The sequence below is a fragment of the Streptomyces sp. NPDC059355 genome, assembly GCF_042752335.1.
Lineage (GTDB): Bacteria > Actinomycetota > Actinomycetes > Streptomycetales > Streptomycetaceae > Streptomyces.
The window spans coordinates 84,548-100,579 of sequence record NZ_JBHYXN010000022.1; the positions used below are offsets into that span (position 1 = coordinate 84,548).

11 protein-coding genes are annotated in these 16,032 nt (G+C 74.9%); 8 read left to right on the forward strand and 3 right to left on the reverse strand.

What is annotated here, in order from left to right; all coding sequences use genetic code 11:
- Positions 1-8: 8 nt before the first annotated feature.
- The 6 genes from ACFXGI_RS21760 to ACFXGI_RS21785 all read left to right on the forward strand — a co-directional run bounded on the left by ACFXGI_RS21760 (position 9) and on the right by ACFXGI_RS21785 (position 6,742).
- Positions 9-305 carry an antibiotic biosynthesis monooxygenase gene (locus ACFXGI_RS21760; RefSeq protein ID WP_229345996.1) on the forward strand — a complete coding sequence of 99 codons (297 nt, stop codon included), beginning with the start codon at positions 9-11 and terminating at the stop codon, positions 303-305.
- Positions 295-1,113, forward strand: a complete 819-nt coding sequence (locus ACFXGI_RS21765; RefSeq protein WP_384709051.1) for an acyltransferase domain-containing protein — start codon at positions 295-297, stop codon at positions 1,111-1,113. Before ACFXGI_RS21760 ends, ACFXGI_RS21765 begins: the two co-directional genes overlap by 11 nt.
- A gap of 245 nt (positions 1,114-1,358) precedes the next feature.
- The gene (locus ACFXGI_RS21770; protein ID WP_384709054.1) at positions 1,359-3,155 is read left to right on the forward strand and encodes an acyl-CoA dehydrogenase; all 1,797 of its coding nucleotides are present in this window, start codon (positions 1,359-1,361) and stop codon (positions 3,153-3,155) included.
- A gap of 16 nt (positions 3,156-3,171) precedes the next feature.
- Positions 3,172-4,008: a 4'-phosphopantetheinyl transferase family protein gene (locus tag ACFXGI_RS21775; RefSeq protein ID WP_384709057.1), complete on the forward strand. Its 837-nt coding sequence runs from the start codon at positions 3,172-3,174 to the stop codon at positions 4,006-4,008.
- A gap of 215 nt (positions 4,009-4,223) precedes the next feature.
- Positions 4,224-6,395 (forward strand): peptide synthase condensation domain-containing protein, encoded by a 2,172-nt coding sequence (locus tag ACFXGI_RS21780; protein ID WP_384709060.1) that lies wholly within the window; start codon positions 4,224-4,226, stop codon positions 6,393-6,395.
- A gap of 143 nt (positions 6,396-6,538) precedes the next feature.
- On the forward strand, positions 6,539-6,742 hold the full coding sequence (locus tag ACFXGI_RS21785; RefSeq protein ID WP_229346025.1) for an EF-hand domain-containing protein: 204 nt from the start codon (positions 6,539-6,541) through the stop codon (positions 6,740-6,742).
- Positions 6,743-6,815: 73 nt separating this feature from the next.
- On the opposite strand, the gene ACFXGI_RS21790 is transcribed toward ACFXGI_RS21785, so the two are convergent.
- Positions 6,816-8,234, reverse strand: a complete 1,419-nt coding sequence (locus ACFXGI_RS21790) for an MFS transporter (protein WP_384709063.1) — start codon at positions 8,232-8,234, stop codon at positions 6,816-6,818.
- Between the two features lie 134 nt (positions 8,235-8,368).
- The gene (locus ACFXGI_RS21795) at positions 8,369-9,316 is read right to left on the reverse strand and encodes a LysR family transcriptional regulator (protein WP_384709066.1); all 948 of its coding nucleotides are present in this window, start codon (positions 9,314-9,316) and stop codon (positions 8,369-8,371) included.
- Positions 9,317-9,428: 112 nt separating this feature from the next.
- Between ACFXGI_RS21795 and ACFXGI_RS21800 the strand changes: the two genes are divergently transcribed.
- A complete protein-coding gene (locus ACFXGI_RS21800; protein ID WP_384709069.1) occupies positions 9,429-10,340 on the forward strand; it encodes an NAD(P)H-binding protein in 912 nt (303 codons plus the stop codon).
- Positions 10,330-10,695: a darcynin family protein gene (locus ACFXGI_RS21805; protein WP_384709072.1), complete on the forward strand. Its 366-nt coding sequence runs from the start codon at positions 10,330-10,332 to the stop codon at positions 10,693-10,695. The genes ACFXGI_RS21800 and ACFXGI_RS21805 overlap by 11 nt, the downstream gene beginning before the upstream one ends.
- A gap of 84 nt (positions 10,696-10,779) precedes the next feature.
- On the opposite strand, the gene ACFXGI_RS21810 is transcribed toward ACFXGI_RS21805, so the two are convergent.
- The gene (locus tag ACFXGI_RS21810; RefSeq protein ID WP_384709075.1) at positions 10,780-16,032 is read right to left on the reverse strand and encodes an SDR family NAD(P)-dependent oxidoreductase; all 5,253 of its coding nucleotides are present in this window, start codon (positions 16,030-16,032) and stop codon (positions 10,780-10,782) included.

Here is a 16,032-nt window from a genome sequence, read left to right on the forward strand (position 1 = left end):
GAGCCCTCATGGTGACCTTCGTCAACAAGCTGACCGTCCACGGTGACATCGACCGGTTCCTGGCCGTCAAGGACCGCCTGACCGCCTATATGAGCAGCCAGCCCGGCTACATCGGCCACGAGGCCCTGCGTCACCTCGGCGACCAGCGGGTCTTCCTCGAACTCGCCGTGTGGGAGGACGCGGCGGCCCACGCCAACGCCGTCCGCAGCGAGCAGTTCCAGGCCCTCGTCAAGGACCTCGGCCCGCTGGCCACCCCCGAGCCCGGTCTGTACGAGACCGTGGAGGCGGCGCCCGGTGTCCGATGACGCGGCCGCCCTCCTCGCCCGCCGGCCCCGCCGGCCGCGCCCGCCCCGGCGAGCGCCCGCCCCGCCCCTGACCGTCCTGTTCACCGGTCACGCGGGCCGCCGCCTCGCCCTCGGCCGCGAGCTGTACTGCGCCGTCCCCGCCTTCCGGTCCGCGTACGACGGCGTACGCGACGCACTGGACCCCTGGCTGCGGCTGCCGCTGGCCGCCGTGGTCTTCGCCCCCGAGGGCGGGGTGGACTCGGGCCTGATCCGCCGGGCCGAGTTCGCCCAGCCGGCGCTGTTCGCCTTCCAGGTCGCCGTGTACCGGCTCTGGCAGAGCTGGGGCCTGTGCGCCGACGCCGTCGCCGGTCAGGGCGCCGGCGAACTCTCCGCCGCCCACGTGGCGGGCGTCCTCACCCTGGCCGACGCGGCACGACTCGTCGCCGCGCTCGGCCGCCTCGTCCCGCCCCGGCCCGCACCCGGCGCCGCGCGGGCCGCCGAGGCCGAGTTCCTGAAGGCGGCCCGCGAGAGCGCCACCGCGCCGCGGTCCGTCGACCTCGTCTGCACCGCCACCGGCCGGGCCATCGGCCCGGGTCCGGACGAACGCCCCCTGCGGCCCGAACGGCTGCTGCTCCAGACCCACCAGGTCATCCGCACCGCGGACGCCGTGCGCACCCTCGAAGCGGCCGGATTCACCCGCCCCCACCCCTGCGGGCCCGACCCCGAGGACACCCTGCCCGGCTGCGAACTGCGCGCCGCCCGGGCCGTGCTGCCGCACATCGAAGGGCCCGAACGGACCGAAGGACAGGCCGCAGGCCGCCACCGGTGACCCCGGCGGCCGGTCTCCGGCTCTTCCCCGCGGCCGCTGTAGGACGCCTCAAGCGGGTGTCGAGCGGATCCCCGCACGCTGAAGAGCGGCAGGACCCGTAGACCCGTAGGGCGTGTAGGCCGTAGGGCCCGCAAGCCCTGCAAGACCCGCAAGACCCGCAAGACCCGCAACAGAAGACGGACCAGCCCCGCGGACTGCGCGCAGCAGGCCGAGAGTCCCGGACGAAGGAGCTGATCTCCGCCGCCATGGCCACCACCACCGAGACCCCCACGCGTCCCGAGAGCGGGGCCGTCGGCCGCGCCGACAGCCGGACCGCCGCCGGGCGGGCCGCCGAGGAGACCGAGGCGCTGCGCCGGGCCGCGCGCCTCGAAGCCCTGCTCGGCGACCCGTACGACCCCGCCAACCCGCACGGCCTCGGTGCCCTGTTCGCCGCCGACGAGCGGCGCGAGCCGCCCGCGGCCACCGAGCGGCTGCTCGTCGGGGCGGGCCTGGGCGCGGAGTTCGTGCCCGCCGAGTTCGGCGGCCGGCTCACCCGCGCCGACCTGCTCGTCAAGGTGCTGCGCCCGGTCTTCCGCCGCGATCTCGCCCTCGGCTTCGGCTCCGGCATCACCTCGCTGTTCGCGACCTCCGCCGTCTGGGCCGCCGGCAGCACGGCCCAGCGCCGGGCCACCGCCGACGTCCTGCTCGGCGGCGGGCGCGCCTCGATCGTCCACCACGAGCTCGCCCACGCGAACGCCATCCTGCGCGACGAGTTCGCCGCCGCCCCGCTGGCGGGCGGGGGCTTCTCGCTCAACGGCCGCAAGGACGTCATCATCAACGCCGCGCGGGCGCAGGCGTACGTGGTCTACGCCCGGACCGACCGCGCCCGCAGCCCGCTCAGCCACTCCGTCCTCCTGCTGGACCCGGCCGAACTCACCGCCGCCGGAGGGCTGGCCCGGCTGCCGCGCGTCCCCACCGCCGGCATGCGCGGATCCCTCTTCTCCGGACTGCAGTTCACGGACTGCGAGGTCCCCGAGGACGCGCTCGTCGGCCGCGTCGGCGAAGGCGTCGCCCTGGCGCTGCGCACGTACCAGGTCAACCGCTGCGTGATCTCGGCCACCGCCGTCGCCGCCGCCGGCACCGTCCTGCACTCCGCCGTACGGGCCGCCACCACCGGCCGCAGCCGTCCCGTCGCCCGCCGCTTCCACAAGCCCCTGGCCGGGGTCTTCGCCGATCTGCTGGCCTGCGACAGCATGGCCACCGTCGCGCTGCGCGCCCTGAGCCTGCTGCCCGACCGCACCCACGTGCTCGCGGCGGCCGTCAAGTACGTCGTCCCCGACCTGCTCCGGGAAAGCCTGGAGGAGCTGGCGGCCGTACTCGGCTCGCGCGGCTACCGGCACGGCACGCCCGAGTACGGGGCGCTCGACAAGCTCTCGCGCGACCTGCCCGTCGCCGGGCTCGGCCACGCGGGGACCGCCGCCTGCCAGGCCGTGATCGTGCCGCAGCTGCGGGCGCTGGCCGAGCGGGCCTGGTTCAGGGAGGAGGAGCCGCCCTCCGAGCTGTTCCGCTCCGGCGCGGGCCTGCCGCACCTGGACTACCGGCTCCTGGGCATCGCCGACGGCGGGGACTTCCTCGCCGCCTCCCTCGTCGGCTCGGCCGCCCGGCTGGCGGAGGTCCGCGGGGTCGGCGGGCAGCTCGCCGTCCTCGCCGACCTGGCCGAGGCGTTCGTCACCGAACTGCGGGCGCTGCGCGAGCAGTGCCGGGCGATCCCGCAGGGCGCGGCCGCCCTGGCCGACCCCGCCTGGTGCGTGCTCAGCGACCGCTACGCGCTGGTGCTCGCGGCGGCCGCGGTCCTGGGCACCTGGGAGGGCCAGGACGGCAGCGAGCCCTTCCTCGCCTCGCCCGCCTGGGCGGTGCTCGCGCTGACCCGGATCGGCGGCCGGCTCGGCATCCCGGTGCCGGAGCTGCCCGACGACTGCCTCGGGCAGGTGCTGGAGGAGCTCGTACGCCGCTACCGGGCGGGCCGCAGCTGCGACCTCGACGCCACCGACCTGGCCCAGTGACCGGAGGGGACACCTGATGACCTGGCACAACTCGCCGTTGCTGAGCGTGCCCGTGCACGCGGCGGGGCCCGACGGGCCCTGGGCGGAGGTGGCCGACGGCATGACCCGGGCCGGCAACGCCTGCGTGTACACCACCTGGGAGGAGTGGCCGGCCGAGCCGGGCTCTCCCACCGCGCTGCGGATCCTGCTGGGCCGCGACTGGGCGCGCTACCGGGACACGGCCGACGCCACCACCCGGCACCGCTTCGTCGCCTCCCGGCTGGCGATCCGGTACACGGCCGCCGCCGCGCTCGGCTGCGGGCCCGCCGAGCTGGACCTCTCGTACAAGCCGGGGGGCCGCCCCTACCTGCGCGGATTCGACCAGATCGACCTGAGCCTGACCCACACCGACGACCTGATCGCGGTCGGTATCAGCCGCAACGGGCGCATCGGCGTCGACACCGAACCCGCCGACCGCAGGCTGTCCTTCGAGCTGCTGCAGGACCAGGTGTGCACCGCGGCCGAGCGCGCCGAGCTCGCGGCGCTGGGGGAGCGCGGGCAGAGCGCCGGCATGCTGCGGCTGTGGACGCTGAAGGAGGCGTACACGAAGGCGCTCGGACTGGGGCTGCGGATGGGCTTCGCCGAGTTCGGCTTCGCCACGGAGACCAGCGGGGAGACCGGGCTGCTCACCCCCGACGGCTCGCCCGCCACGCACGGCGAATGGGCGTTCGGCACGTACCCGGTGGCCGGGCGCTACCTGCTCAGCGTCGCCTGTCACGACGCCGGGCTGGACACGTCCCGCGACAGCTCCGTGTCCACGATGCTCGACGAGGGCTTCGTCGGCATGGTGTCGGCGCTTCTCGACCCGGCCTGACCCGGTCCGAGCCGGCCTGATCCAAACGGCTGTCTGAATCGCCCCGAAAAAGCTGGCAGTTACACATGGAATTTGCCAACTTCCATGTGGAATAAGACACTCCGGTGCCTGAGGCATGTTGTTTGACCTGTTTTTACCTTAGAATTGACCCCTACTTGACTCGTCCTTCTCGGAGGCGTGTCTGCGGCATGCGACGGGCACGGGGGGAGGGGCGGATGGACGGCGCCATGACGGTGGTGATCGCACCCGGTACGCCGCTCGCACTCGACCTGCTCGGACCCCTCGACGCCCCGCTCCTGGCCAATGCCCTCGCCATGGCCGCGCCATGCGGGCCGACGCTGCGCCGGCACACCGCCACGCACCACACGCTCCAGCTGACCTGCCGACCCGGTGAACGGCCCGCCGACCGGCCCGGCCTGGCCGGCCGCCTCGCGGATCTGCTCACCGACCCGGCCGCCGCCGACGGCCGCCCGGGCTGGTGGTCGGGCGTACTGGCCGCCCTGCCGCAGCAGCCTCTCCCCGGCCGGGAGGAGCACCCCGCCGGAGCCGCCGCCGGACTGCCCGCCTCCGCCCGCCAGCGCGAGGTGCTGCTCGACGCGATGGCCGCCCCGCCCGGACCGCAGCTCCACCTCGGCCAGCTGCACCTGCGCTGGTACGGGCCGCTGGACCGGCAGCGGTTCGACGAGGCCTGGCAGAGCGTCGCCGACCGCGAGGCAGTGCTGCGCGCCGCGTTCGCACCCGGCCCCGGCCGGGGCGGCAGCGGGCCCGTCGTCACCTTGCACGAACGGGTCGAGATCCAGGTACGGCACGATCCGTACGAGCCCGGGGACGCGGCCGGCCCGGCCGGCGGGGCGGCCGCCTGGACCGCCGTGCTCCGCAGCGAGCGGGAGCAGGCCTTCGACCCCGGCCGGCCCGGCCCGCTGCGCATCCGCCGCGTCGACGGGGAGCCCGGCGCCCACGGCCCCGACGCCCGCATCGCCTTGACGTACTACCAGGCCCTGCTCGACGCCCCGAGCGTGCAGCAGCTGCTGCGCTCCTTCCTGCGGGCGTACGCGGCCGACGGCCGTCCCGCGGGAGGCGAGCGCCGCCCGGCGCTCCCCGACCACCTGCGCTGGCTGGCCGCCCGGGACCCGGGCCCGGCCCGGGAGTTCTGGGACCGGGCCGCCCCGCCCGCCGGGGCCCGTACGCTCCCCGCGGTCCCGGTGGCGGGCCGCCGGCCGGTGTCGGGCGAGGGCGGCAGCGGGTACGGCCGCGCCGTGGAACGGCTCAACCCCACCGAGGTGGTGCGGCTGCGCGGGTGGGCGGCCTCGTGCGGGGTCGCGGAGAGCACCGCCCTGCACGCCGCCTGGGCCCTCCAACTGCACCGGGCGGCCGGGCCGGCCTCCTCCTCCGCCGCGCCCCTCACCGTCGCCTTCGGCGTGACCGTGTCCGGGCGCGGCATCGCCCTTGACGGCGCCGACCGGCTGCCCGGCCCGCTCGGCAACCCGCTCCCGCTGTCCGTGGAGGTGGACCCGGCGGCCCCGCTGACCCGGCTGCTGACCGGCCTCCGGGACGGGGCGCTGGGCCTGGCCGCGCACGAGTGGTTCTCGGCCGGGCAGATACGGGAGCGGCCCGGACGCTCCGGGGAAGCGCCGCAGACCGAATCGCTGATCACCTTCGACCGGGTGCCCGCCCGCTTCGGGGCGGGCGGCGCCGTCGATCCGCTGGACGAGGAACTGGCCGGGGCCGACGTACGCGTGGGCCCGCCGGAGGCCGTCGAGGCGTACACCGGGCTGCCGTTCGCCCTGACCGCCCGCCACGACCGCGCGGGCGGCCTCGTCCTGACCGCCGACAGCGACCGGGCCCGCCTCGCCGACGCCGACGCGGCGCGCATCCTCGCCCAGACCGCCCTGCTGCTGCGCGAGCTCCCCGAGGCCGACCTCCGCCGCACCACCGTCGCCGACGCGCTGACGCTGCTCGACGGCCTGCCCGTACCGGGCGCGGTGGCCCTGCCGCACGCGGCCGCGCCCCGGCTGGTCACCCTGCGCCCCGCCGCGTACCCCGGGGCCGGGACGGTGCTGCTCGTACCGCCCCCGGACGCGCCCGCGGACTGCTACGCGGCGGTGGCGCGGGCCCACCGGGGCCTGCAGGCGCTGGTCACCCTCGAAGCCCCGGCCGATGCCGCGGCCTGCCTCGCCGCGCTGCGGCCGGTCCTCGCCGCGGCGGAGCCGCTGCTGCTGGGCTGCTTCTCCGGCGGCGGGGCCGTCGCGTACGAGGTGGCCGAGCGCATCGGCGCCCACGGCTGGCGGGCCCCGCTGGTGTCGATCGGCGGCACCGCCGACGGCAGCCAGGCCTCGGCCCAGGACCTCTCCCGCGCCCTGTGGGCGGCCACCCGCCACGAGTCGTAGCGGGGCCACTCCGCCACCCGCCCGCTCCACGGGGGAGATACACCCGTTCGGGGGTGCGGCGCACCTGTTCACGGAGGGCGTCTGCCAGGCTGGTGGGTCATGTGGACCTGCACGGTCCTGTGTGAATGTGAGAGGGGAACGTCATGACCGAGGCTGAGCTCAGGGCGCTGTTCGACGAGATCGACACGGACGGCGACGGGCGGATCAACATCGTCGAACTGGCCGAGGGGATCAAGGCCGAGGGCGGCCAGGGACACCTCGCGGAAGAGGTCAAGAAGGCCATGGAGGCCGACGCGAACCACGACGGCGTCCTCGACTTCGAGGAGTTCCGGACCCTGCTGAAGTAACGGCGGACCTTGGCAGCCCCCGTACGGTCCCGGAAGGGGCCGAACGGGGGCTGACGCGTGTGCGGTGCGGGTGTTACGGGCGGCGGGGGCGTAGGGAGAGGGCGATCAGGAGGGCCGCCGCCGCGAAGGCGGCGCCCGCGGTGAAGCCCGCGGACATCGTGTCCGAGAAGTCGGCGTGGCCTGCGGAGGCGGTCACCATCAGGGCGATGCACAGCGAACCGCCCACCGACTGCAGGGCGTTGAGCACGGAGGCCGCGGAGCCCAGCTCCTCGGGGCGCAGCCCCGACGTGGCGAGCACGGTCGGCGGGATGACGCAGAACGCCATGCCCGCGCCCAGCAGCAGCAGACCGGGCAGTACGCCCGTCAGGTACGCGTCGCCCGGACCGAGGCGCGAGAGCCACAGGTTCTCGGCGAGCAGCGCGGCCGTGCCGATCGCCATCATCGGCTTCGGGCCGATCGCCCGCTCCACCCGTACGCCGACACCGGCCATGGCGGCCATCGTCACCGGCACCGGGAGCAGGCCGAACGCCGCCCCCAGCGGGGACCAGCCGTGGTGCTGCTGGAAGAACTGGCTCAGGAAGAAGTAGGCCCCGATCAGGCCGCCCGGCAGGACCAGCATGCTGGCGAAGGCCAGCGCCCGGTCCCGGTCCCGGAAGAGCCCGAGCCGGACGATCGGTTCGGCGGCGCGGCGCTGCGTACCGACGAACACGGACAGCAGCACCAGGCCGGCGAGCAGCGGGCCGGCGACGAGGGCGTCGGTCCACGGGTGTTCGGCCGCCTGCGACAGCCCGTACACGAGCGCGGCGGCGCCCAGCGCGGAGAGCAGCCCGCCGCGCAGGTCGAAGCGGCCGCGGATCCGCTCGGTCTCCGCGATCACGCGCGGGGCGAGCAGTACGACGCCCAATCCCATCGGGACATTGAGCAGCAGTACCCAGCGCCAGGAGCCCGCCGAGGTCAGCGCGCCCGCCAGCAGCAGGCCGCCGGCGGTGGAGGCCGCGCCGACCGCGGTGCAGACGGCGATGGCCCGCTTGCGGGCGGGCCCCTCGGCGAACGTGCTCAGCATCAGCACGAACCCGTTGGCCGCGGCGCACGCGGCGCCGGCGCCCTCCACGGCGCGTACGGCGATCAGCAGTTCACCGCTCGGGACCGCGGCCCGGACCGCGGCGGCGGCCGTGAACAGGGCCACGCCCGCGACGAAGACCTTGCGCCGCCCCAGGATGTCGCCGGCCCGGCCGCCGAGCAGCAGGAGGCCGCCGAACGCCAGCAGGTAGGCGCCGATCACCCAGGACGCGGCGAGCGCGGAGAGCCCCAGATCGGCGCGGATGCCGGGGAGCGCGATGTTCATGATGGGGTCGTCGAGCTGGATCATCGCGTTGCAGCCCGCGATGACCGCGAGCGCGAGCCCGGGGCGCGAGCGGTGCGCGCCGGCCGCGGCCGGCGTGCCGGCCCCGGCCCCGGCCGCGGCGGGGCGCTCGGTGACGGACGCGGACATGCGCTGCCTCCCACATGACGACTTGACCACTTGACGATTTGTCGAGGTGAAGTCCTCACGGTCCCAAGGAGCGCTGGAGGAGCGCTGTACTCCGGGACGAGGGCGCCGGTGGCGCCGTACCGGCCGGGACGACCTCAGACCGTCGGACCGCCGGGTGCGTGAAGGGTCCGGCGAACGGCGTCGCGGAGCCAGCGGTGGCCTCCGTCGGCGGCATGGCGGGGGTGCCACGCCATGCCGATGGTCAGCGGCGGCAGGGGCAGGGGGATGTCGAGGAGGCGCAGGCCCAGGGTGGTGGCGATGTCGGTGAGGGGGGAGGGGGCGCCGCCGGGCGGCGTGGTGGGGACGAGGCAGACGTACTCGCTCCGGGCGGCGAGGGTCATCGCGGCCATGTGGCTCGGGAGGACGACGGCGACCCGCCGGCGGAGGTTCCGCTCGGCCAGAGCGGAGTCCAGGGGACCGGTGAACCGGCCGCGGCGGCTCACCACCACGTGATCGGCGCCGGCGAGCCGGTCCGGGGTCAGGGTCCCGTCGGTGAGCGGGTGGCCGGGCCGGACGGCCGCCGCCATCCGGAGGGTGACCAGTTCCTCGATCCGGGTCTCGGGGTCCACGTGGTCGATGGACCCGATCTCCAGGTCGATCCGGCCGTCGCGCAGTGCCGATCCGGCTTCCAGTTCCTCGGCCCGGAACCGCAGCGAGATCCCCGGCGCCTCCTGCCGGGCGAGCCGCAGCATCCCCGGGGCCAGCGCCGCGCCGACCAGGTCGGCCGCCTGGACGGTGAAGGTGCTGCGCAGGAGGGCGGGATCGACGCCGGCGCCGGGAGCCAGCAGCGCTCCCAGGCGGCGCACCACCGCGGCCGTCTCCTCGCGCAGGGCCTGGGCGCGGGGCGTGGGGACCATCCTCTGGCCGGCCCGGACCAGCAGCGGGTCCTGGAGGATGCGCCGCAGCCGGGCGAGCGTGCGGCTCATGGCGGCCGGCGACGTGTGCAGGCGGGCGGCGGCGCGAGTGACGCTCTGCTCGGTCAGCAAAGCGTCCAGCGCGACGGCGAGATTGGCGTCGATGACAGGCTCTGCGCTGCTGCTCATAGGCGTTATTCCGTTCCAGGCAATGATCCCGTGCTCAAATTCCCATTGTGGCAATGCTCTTGTCTTCCACAGCATGGGGGTCGTCCCGATCCGCACGCCCCATGAGGTTTTCATGATCGTCATCACCGCTCCCACCGGGAACATCGGCAGCCACCTGCTGTCCCTGCTCCTGGCATCCGCCCCCGCCCACGACGAGCAGCTGCGCGTGGTCGTACGGGACCCCGCCCGGCTGCCCGACGCGGTGCGCGACCGCGTCGAGGTGGTCACCGGCTCGCACGGCGACGCCGAGGTGGCCGACCGCGCCTTCGAGGGCGCCGACGCCGTGTTCTGGCTCGTCCCCCCGGACGCGTCCCTGACCCCCGAGGAGGCCTACTGCGGCTTCACCCGGCCCGCCGCGAAGGCCCTCGTCGCCCACGGCGTCGGCCACGTCGTCGGCGTCTCCGCGCTCGGCCGCGGCACCCCGGTCGCCCACCGCGCCGGACTCGTCGGCGCCTCCCTCGCCATGGACGACCTCATCGCCGGCACCGGCGCGGCCTACCGCGCCCTGGCCTGCCCGTCCTTCTTCGAGAACCTTCTCGAGGACGCGGACACGATCCGGGAGAAGGGCGTCTTCACCGACGCCGTCGACGCCGGCCTCAAGGCCCCCCGCGCCGCCGTCGCCGACATCGCGGCCGTCGCCGCCGACCTGCTGCTGAACCGCACCTGGTCCGGCAACGACAGCGTCCCCGTCCTCGGACCCCAGGACCTCTCCCCCGACGACCTGGCCCGCATCATGACGGAAGAACTGGGCCGTCCCGTCCGCTACGAACAGCAGCCCCTCGACGAGCTGTACACCGATCTCCTCGGCTACCGACTCGACGAGGCGTTCGCCCAGGGCGTCGTCGACATGAAGAGGGCCAAGAACGAGGGCCTCGACGCAGGCGTCACCCGTACCCCGGCCACCGGCTCTCCCACCACCTTCCGACAGTGGTGCGCCCAGACCCTGGGGCCCGCGGTCTCGGGAGGCACCCGTCATGCCCGCTGAGAAGACCGCACCGCCGGTCACGGCGTTCATGCTCATCAAGACCACCCCCGAGTGGCTCGCCATGACCCCCCGGGAGCGGATGAACGCCTTCGTGACCCGGGTCGTCCCCGCGATCGAGGCCAGGACCACCGGCGTCCGCTCGCGCTTCTACGACACGGAGTTCTACTCCACCCGCGTCACCGACGTCTGGGTCTGGGAAGCCGACGACCACGAGGCCTATCAGCTCCTCATCGACGCACTGCGCGAAACCCCGTTCTGGGACCGCTACTTCAAGGTCGTCGACCTCCTCGTCGGCACCGAGAACGGCTACGCCCGCACCTACGGCCTCGAGGCCGTCGCCACCCTCTCGACCTGACGCGTCACCCGGCCCACGACGCCCGATGCCCCGGTCCTCTCGAGGACCGGGGCATCGGGCGTGCGGGGCGGGGTGCCGGGGGTGCTACTGGAAGATCTCCTCGCCGTCGAGGATGTCGAACAACTCCTCGGCCGTGGCGGCGCTCAGATCGTCTTCGGGGTCCTCGGCGCCGAACAGGAGCTCGCGCAGGTGCGCGGCGAGCTTGACCGGGGACGGGTAGTCGAAGATCAGCGTGGGCGTCAGGCGGGAGCCGGTGAGGGCGCCCAGGCGGTTGCGCAGTTCCAGGGCCGTCAGCGAGTCGAAGCCGAGGTCCAGGAAGCCGCGGTCCGCGCGGACCGCGTCCTGGCCGGCGTGGCCGAGTACGGCGGCGGCGTGGGCCCGTACGACGTCCAGCAGTTCCTGCTCGCGCTCCTTGACGGGGAGGGCGGACAGGCGCTCGACCAGCGCCGCGGGGTCCGTGCCGCGGTCGGCGGCGCGGGCCGTGGCGCGGGTGGGCTGGGGGACCAGGCCCTTGAGGAGTGCCGGGAGGTCGTCCGCCCGCGAGCGGAGCGTGGCCGTGTCCACGCGGAGCGGGACCAGGGCCGGGCGGCCCTTGGCGTGGGCCGAGGTGAAGAGCCGCAGGGCCTCTTCGACCTCCAGGGCGGGCAGGCCCCGGGCCGCCATCAGGCGGACGTCCTCCTCGATGGACTCGGTGAGTCCCGTCCTGGCCGCCCAGAGACCGTACGCCAGCGCCTGCGCGGGCAGGCCCTCGGCGTGGCGGTGGGCGGCGAGGGCGTCGAGGAAGGTGTTGGCCGCCGCGTAGTTGGCCTGGCCGGCCGCCAGGGTGAGCCCGCCCGCCGAGGAGATCAGCGTGAACAGGGCCAGCGGCAGCCCGCGGGTCTGCTCGTGCAGGTACCAGGCCGCGTCCGCCTTCGGCGCCAGGACGGCGCCGAGGCGCTCGGCGTCCATCGTGGCGATCAGGCCGTTGTCGCCGGTGCCCGCCGCGTGGACCACACCGGTCAGCGGGTGCGCGGCGGGGATCCCGGCGAGCAGGGCCGCGACCGCCCGCGGGTCGGAGACGTCGCATGCGGTGACGGTGACCTCGGCGCCGAGCCCGGTGAGCTCCGCGGCCAGTTCGGCCGCGCCCTCGGCGCCGGGGCCGCGCCGGCTGGTCAGGACGAGGTGGCCGGCGCCGTGTTCGGTGACCAGGTGGCGGGCCAGGTGGGCGCCGATGCCGCCGGTGCCGCCGGTGATCAGGACCGTGCCCTCGGGGTCGAGGGCCGGCGCGTCGGCGGCCGCGTCCGTGACCGGAGCCAGGCGCGGTATCAGCAGGCCCGCCTCGCGTACGGCGCTCTCCGGCTCGGCGGAGGCGACGACCGCCGCCAGGCCCTCGAAGCCGGCGCCGCCCGCCGGAAGGTCGGTGAGCTGGATGCGGCCCGGGTTCTCCGCCTGGGCGGCGCGCACGAGACCCCACACCGGGGCCTGCACCACGTCGACGTCCTCCCCGCTGCCGGCGGCCACCGCACCGCGGGTCGCCACGACCAGCGTGGACCGCTCGAACCGCGGGTCGGCCAGCCACTCCTGGACGGCGGTGAGGGTGTCGCCCGCCACCGAGCGCACGGCCTCCGGGACGGGGCCGTCGGCCCGCGGGACGGGGAAGACCACCGCACCCGATACCGGGCCGGCGGGCACCTCGTCCCACACCTGGAAACCGGAGCCGGCGGCCGGCGCCGCCAGCGGGCGCCAGGCGATCTCGAACAGCGTGTCCTGCCGGCCGCCGCCGAGCTGCTCCGGCGAGACCGGGCGGAACGTCAGCGAGCCGATGGAGGCCACCGGGGCGCCGCCGCGGTCCGCGAGGGCCAGCGACAGGTTGTTCTCGCCGTGCTTGGTGATCCGCACCCGCAGCGAGGTGGCGCCGACCGCGTGCAGGGACACGTCCGACCAGGAGAACGGCAGCTCCGTCTGCTCCTCCCCGGTGACTCCCTCGCCGACCCCGAGCGCGTGCATCGTGGCGTCGAGGAGGGCCGGGTGGAGCCCGAAGAGGGCGGCGTCCTCGTGCGCCTCCTCGGGCAGTTCGATCTCGGCGTACACCGAGTCGCCCTCGCGCCAGGCGGCCTTGAGGCCCTGGAACACCGGCCCGTAGTCGTAGCCCTGCCGGAAGAGGAGCTCGTACGCGTCGCTCACGCGCACCTCCTGCGCACCGGCCGGCGGCCACGCGCCGAGATCGGCGCCGGCGGCGGCGGGGGCCGTCCCCAGCAGGCCCTCGGCGTGCAGCAGCCACGGGGTGTCGGGCAGGGCGTCCTGGTGCCGCGAGTGGATGCGGATCGTACGGCGGCCCAGGTCGTCGGGGCCGACGGAGACCTGGAGGGCGACCCCGCCGCGCTCGGGCAGTACGAGCGGCGCCTGGAGGATGAGCTCCTCCAGGGCCGGGTAGCCGACCTGCTCACCGGCGTGCAGGGCGAGTTCGACGAAGCCGGTGCCGGGCAGGAGCACGGTGCCCAGGACGTCGTGGTCGGCCAGCCAGCCGTGGGTGTCGACGGAGAGGCGGCCCGTGAAGGTCACCCCGTCCGTGTCGGGGGAGGGGATGACCGCGCCGAGCAGCGGGTGGCCGGCCGGGGCCAGGCCGAAGGCGGAGGCGTCCCCGCCGAGCGGGTTCTCGATGATCCAGTACCGCTCCCGCTGGAAGGGGTACGTGGGCAGGGCCACGGGCCGGGCCGCGGTGCCCTCGTAGAAGGCGGCCCAGTCGACGCGGGCGCCTCCGGTGTGCAGGTGCGCCAGGGCGGTCAGCAGGGTGCGGGACTCGGGGCGGTTCTTGCGCAGCACCGGCTCGACGACCACGTCGTCCGTGTCCAGCGTCGTCCGGGTGAGCGCGGTCAGGATCGCGTCGGGGCCCAGCTCGATGAACCGGGTGACGCCCTTCGCCGCCAGGTGCCGCACGGCGTCGGTGAAGCGGACCGCCTCGCGGACGTGGCGCACCCAGTAGGCGGGCGAGGCCAGATCGGCGTCCGTGGCGAGCCGGCCGGTCACGTTGGAGACGATCGGGATCAGCGCCGGCTGGTACGCCACGCTCTGCGCGACCAGGTGGAACTCGGCCAGCGCCGGCTCGACCAGCGGGGAGTGGAAGGCGTGGGAGACGCGCAGCCGGGTCGTCTTGCGGCCCAGCTGGGTGAACTCGGCCTGGATCGCCTCGACGGCCTCTTCGGCACCCGACACCACGATGGAGCGCGGGCTGTTGATCGCCGCGATGCCGACCAGGTCGGAGACGTACGGAAGGAGTTCTTCTTCCGTGGCTTCGATGGCGGCCATGGCTCCGCCTGCCGGGAGTGCCTGCATGAGGCGGCCGCGTGCGGTGACCAGGCGGGCCGCGTCCTCCAGGGAGAGGACCCCGGCCACATGGGCGGCGGTGATCTCGCCGATGGAGTGTCCGGCCAGGAAGTCGGGTCGCACGCCCCAGGACTCCACCAGGCGGAAGAGCGCGGTCTCGATCGCGAAGAGGGCGGGCTGGGTGTAGGCGGTGCTGTTCAGCAGCGCCTCGTCCTCGGCGGACTCGCCCCAGATCACCTCGTACAGCGGTGTGTCGAGGTACGTGTCCACGGCGGCGGCGACCTCGTCGAAGGCGCGGGCGAACACCGGGAAGGCGGAGTGGAGTTCACGCCCCATGCCCAGGCGCTGGGCGCCCTGGCCGGTGAACAGGAAGGCCGTGCGGCCGCCTTGGGCCTGGCCCTCCACCACACCGGCGTCGGCGATCGTGCCCTCGGCGAGGGCCGACAGGCCGGCGAGGAGCTCCTCGCGGTCCGCGCCGACGACGACCGCGCGGTGCTCGTGCGGGGTCCGGGTGGTCGCGGTGGAGTAGCCGAGGTCGGTGAGCGTGAGCTCCTCGTCCGAGGCGACCCGGGCGCGCAGCCGCGCGGCCTGGTCGGTCAGCGCCTGCGCGGAGCGGCCCGACAGGACGACCGGGACCAGCGGGAGTTCCCGGGCGCCCCCGGTCTCGGCGGCCTCCGCCGTTGGGGCCTCCTCCAGGATGACGTGGACGTTCGTACCGCTCAGGCCGAAGGAGGAGACGCCCGCGCGGCGCGGGCGCTCGCCCGGCGGCCAGTCGACGGCCTCGGTCAGCAGCCGGACGTTGCCCGACTCCCAGTCCACGTGCGGGGTCGGCTCGTCCAGGTGGAGCACCTTGGGCAGCAGGCCGTGGCGCAGTGCCTGGACCATCTTGATGACGCCGCCGACGCCGGCCGCCGCCTGCGTGTGGGCCAGGTTGGACTTGAGCGAGCCCAGGTACAGGGGCTTGTCGCCGTCGGGACGCCGGCCGTACGTGGCCAGTACGGCCTGGGCCTCGATCGGGTCGCCCAGCGTCGTGCCCGTTCCGTGCGCCTCGACGGCGTCCACGTCGGCGATGGTCAGGCCGGCGTTCTCGAGGGCGCTGCGGATGACGCGCTGCTGGGAGGGGCCGTTGGGGGCGGTCATGGAGCTGGACGCGCCGTCCTGGTTGACGGCTGAGCCGCGGATGACGGCGAGGACCTCGTGCCCGTTGCGGCGCGCGTCCGAGAGCTTCTCCAGGACGATGACGCCGACGCCCTCCGAGCAGCCGGTCCCGTCGGCGTCGGCCGAGAAGGACTTGCAGCGGCCGTCGGCGGCCATGCCGCGCTGGTGGCTGAAGTAGAGGAACATGTCCGGCTCGGTCATCACAGTGACGCCGCCGGCCAGGGCGAGCGTGGACTCGCCCGAGCGCAGCGACTGCGCGGCCAGGTGCATGGCGACCAGCGAGGACGAGCAGGCCGTGTCGATCGTCAGGGCCGGGCCCTCCAGGCCCAGGCTGAACGCGACGCGGCCGGTGACCAGGCTGCCGTCGCTCGTGCCGGGACCGTAGTCGTGGTACATGACGCCGCCGAACACGCCCGTCTTGCTCTTGCGGAGCGTGTGCGGGGCGATGCCCGCGTTCTCGATGGCCTCCCAGGAGGCCTCCAGCAGCAGCCGCTGCTGGGGGTCGAGGGTCAGGGCCTCGCGCGGGGAGATCCCGAAGAGGCCCGCGTCGAAGTCGCCGGCGTCGTAGAGGAATCCGCCCTCGCGGGTGATCGTCCTGCCGGGCTTGCCCGGCTCGGGGTCGTACAGGGCGTCGGTGTTCCAGCCGCGGTCCTCGGGGAACGCGGAGACGCCGTCACGGCCCTCGGCCACGAGCCGCCACAGGTCGTCGGGGGAGTTGACCCCGCCGGGGTACCGGCAGGCCATGCCCACGATCGCGATCGGCTCGGAGGCCCGGTCGGCCTCCTCGGCCAGCTCGCTGTTCTCCCGCTTCAGCCGCTCGTTGTCCAGCATGGACTGTCTGAGAGCGGTGACGAGTTGTTCCACTGATGCTTCCAC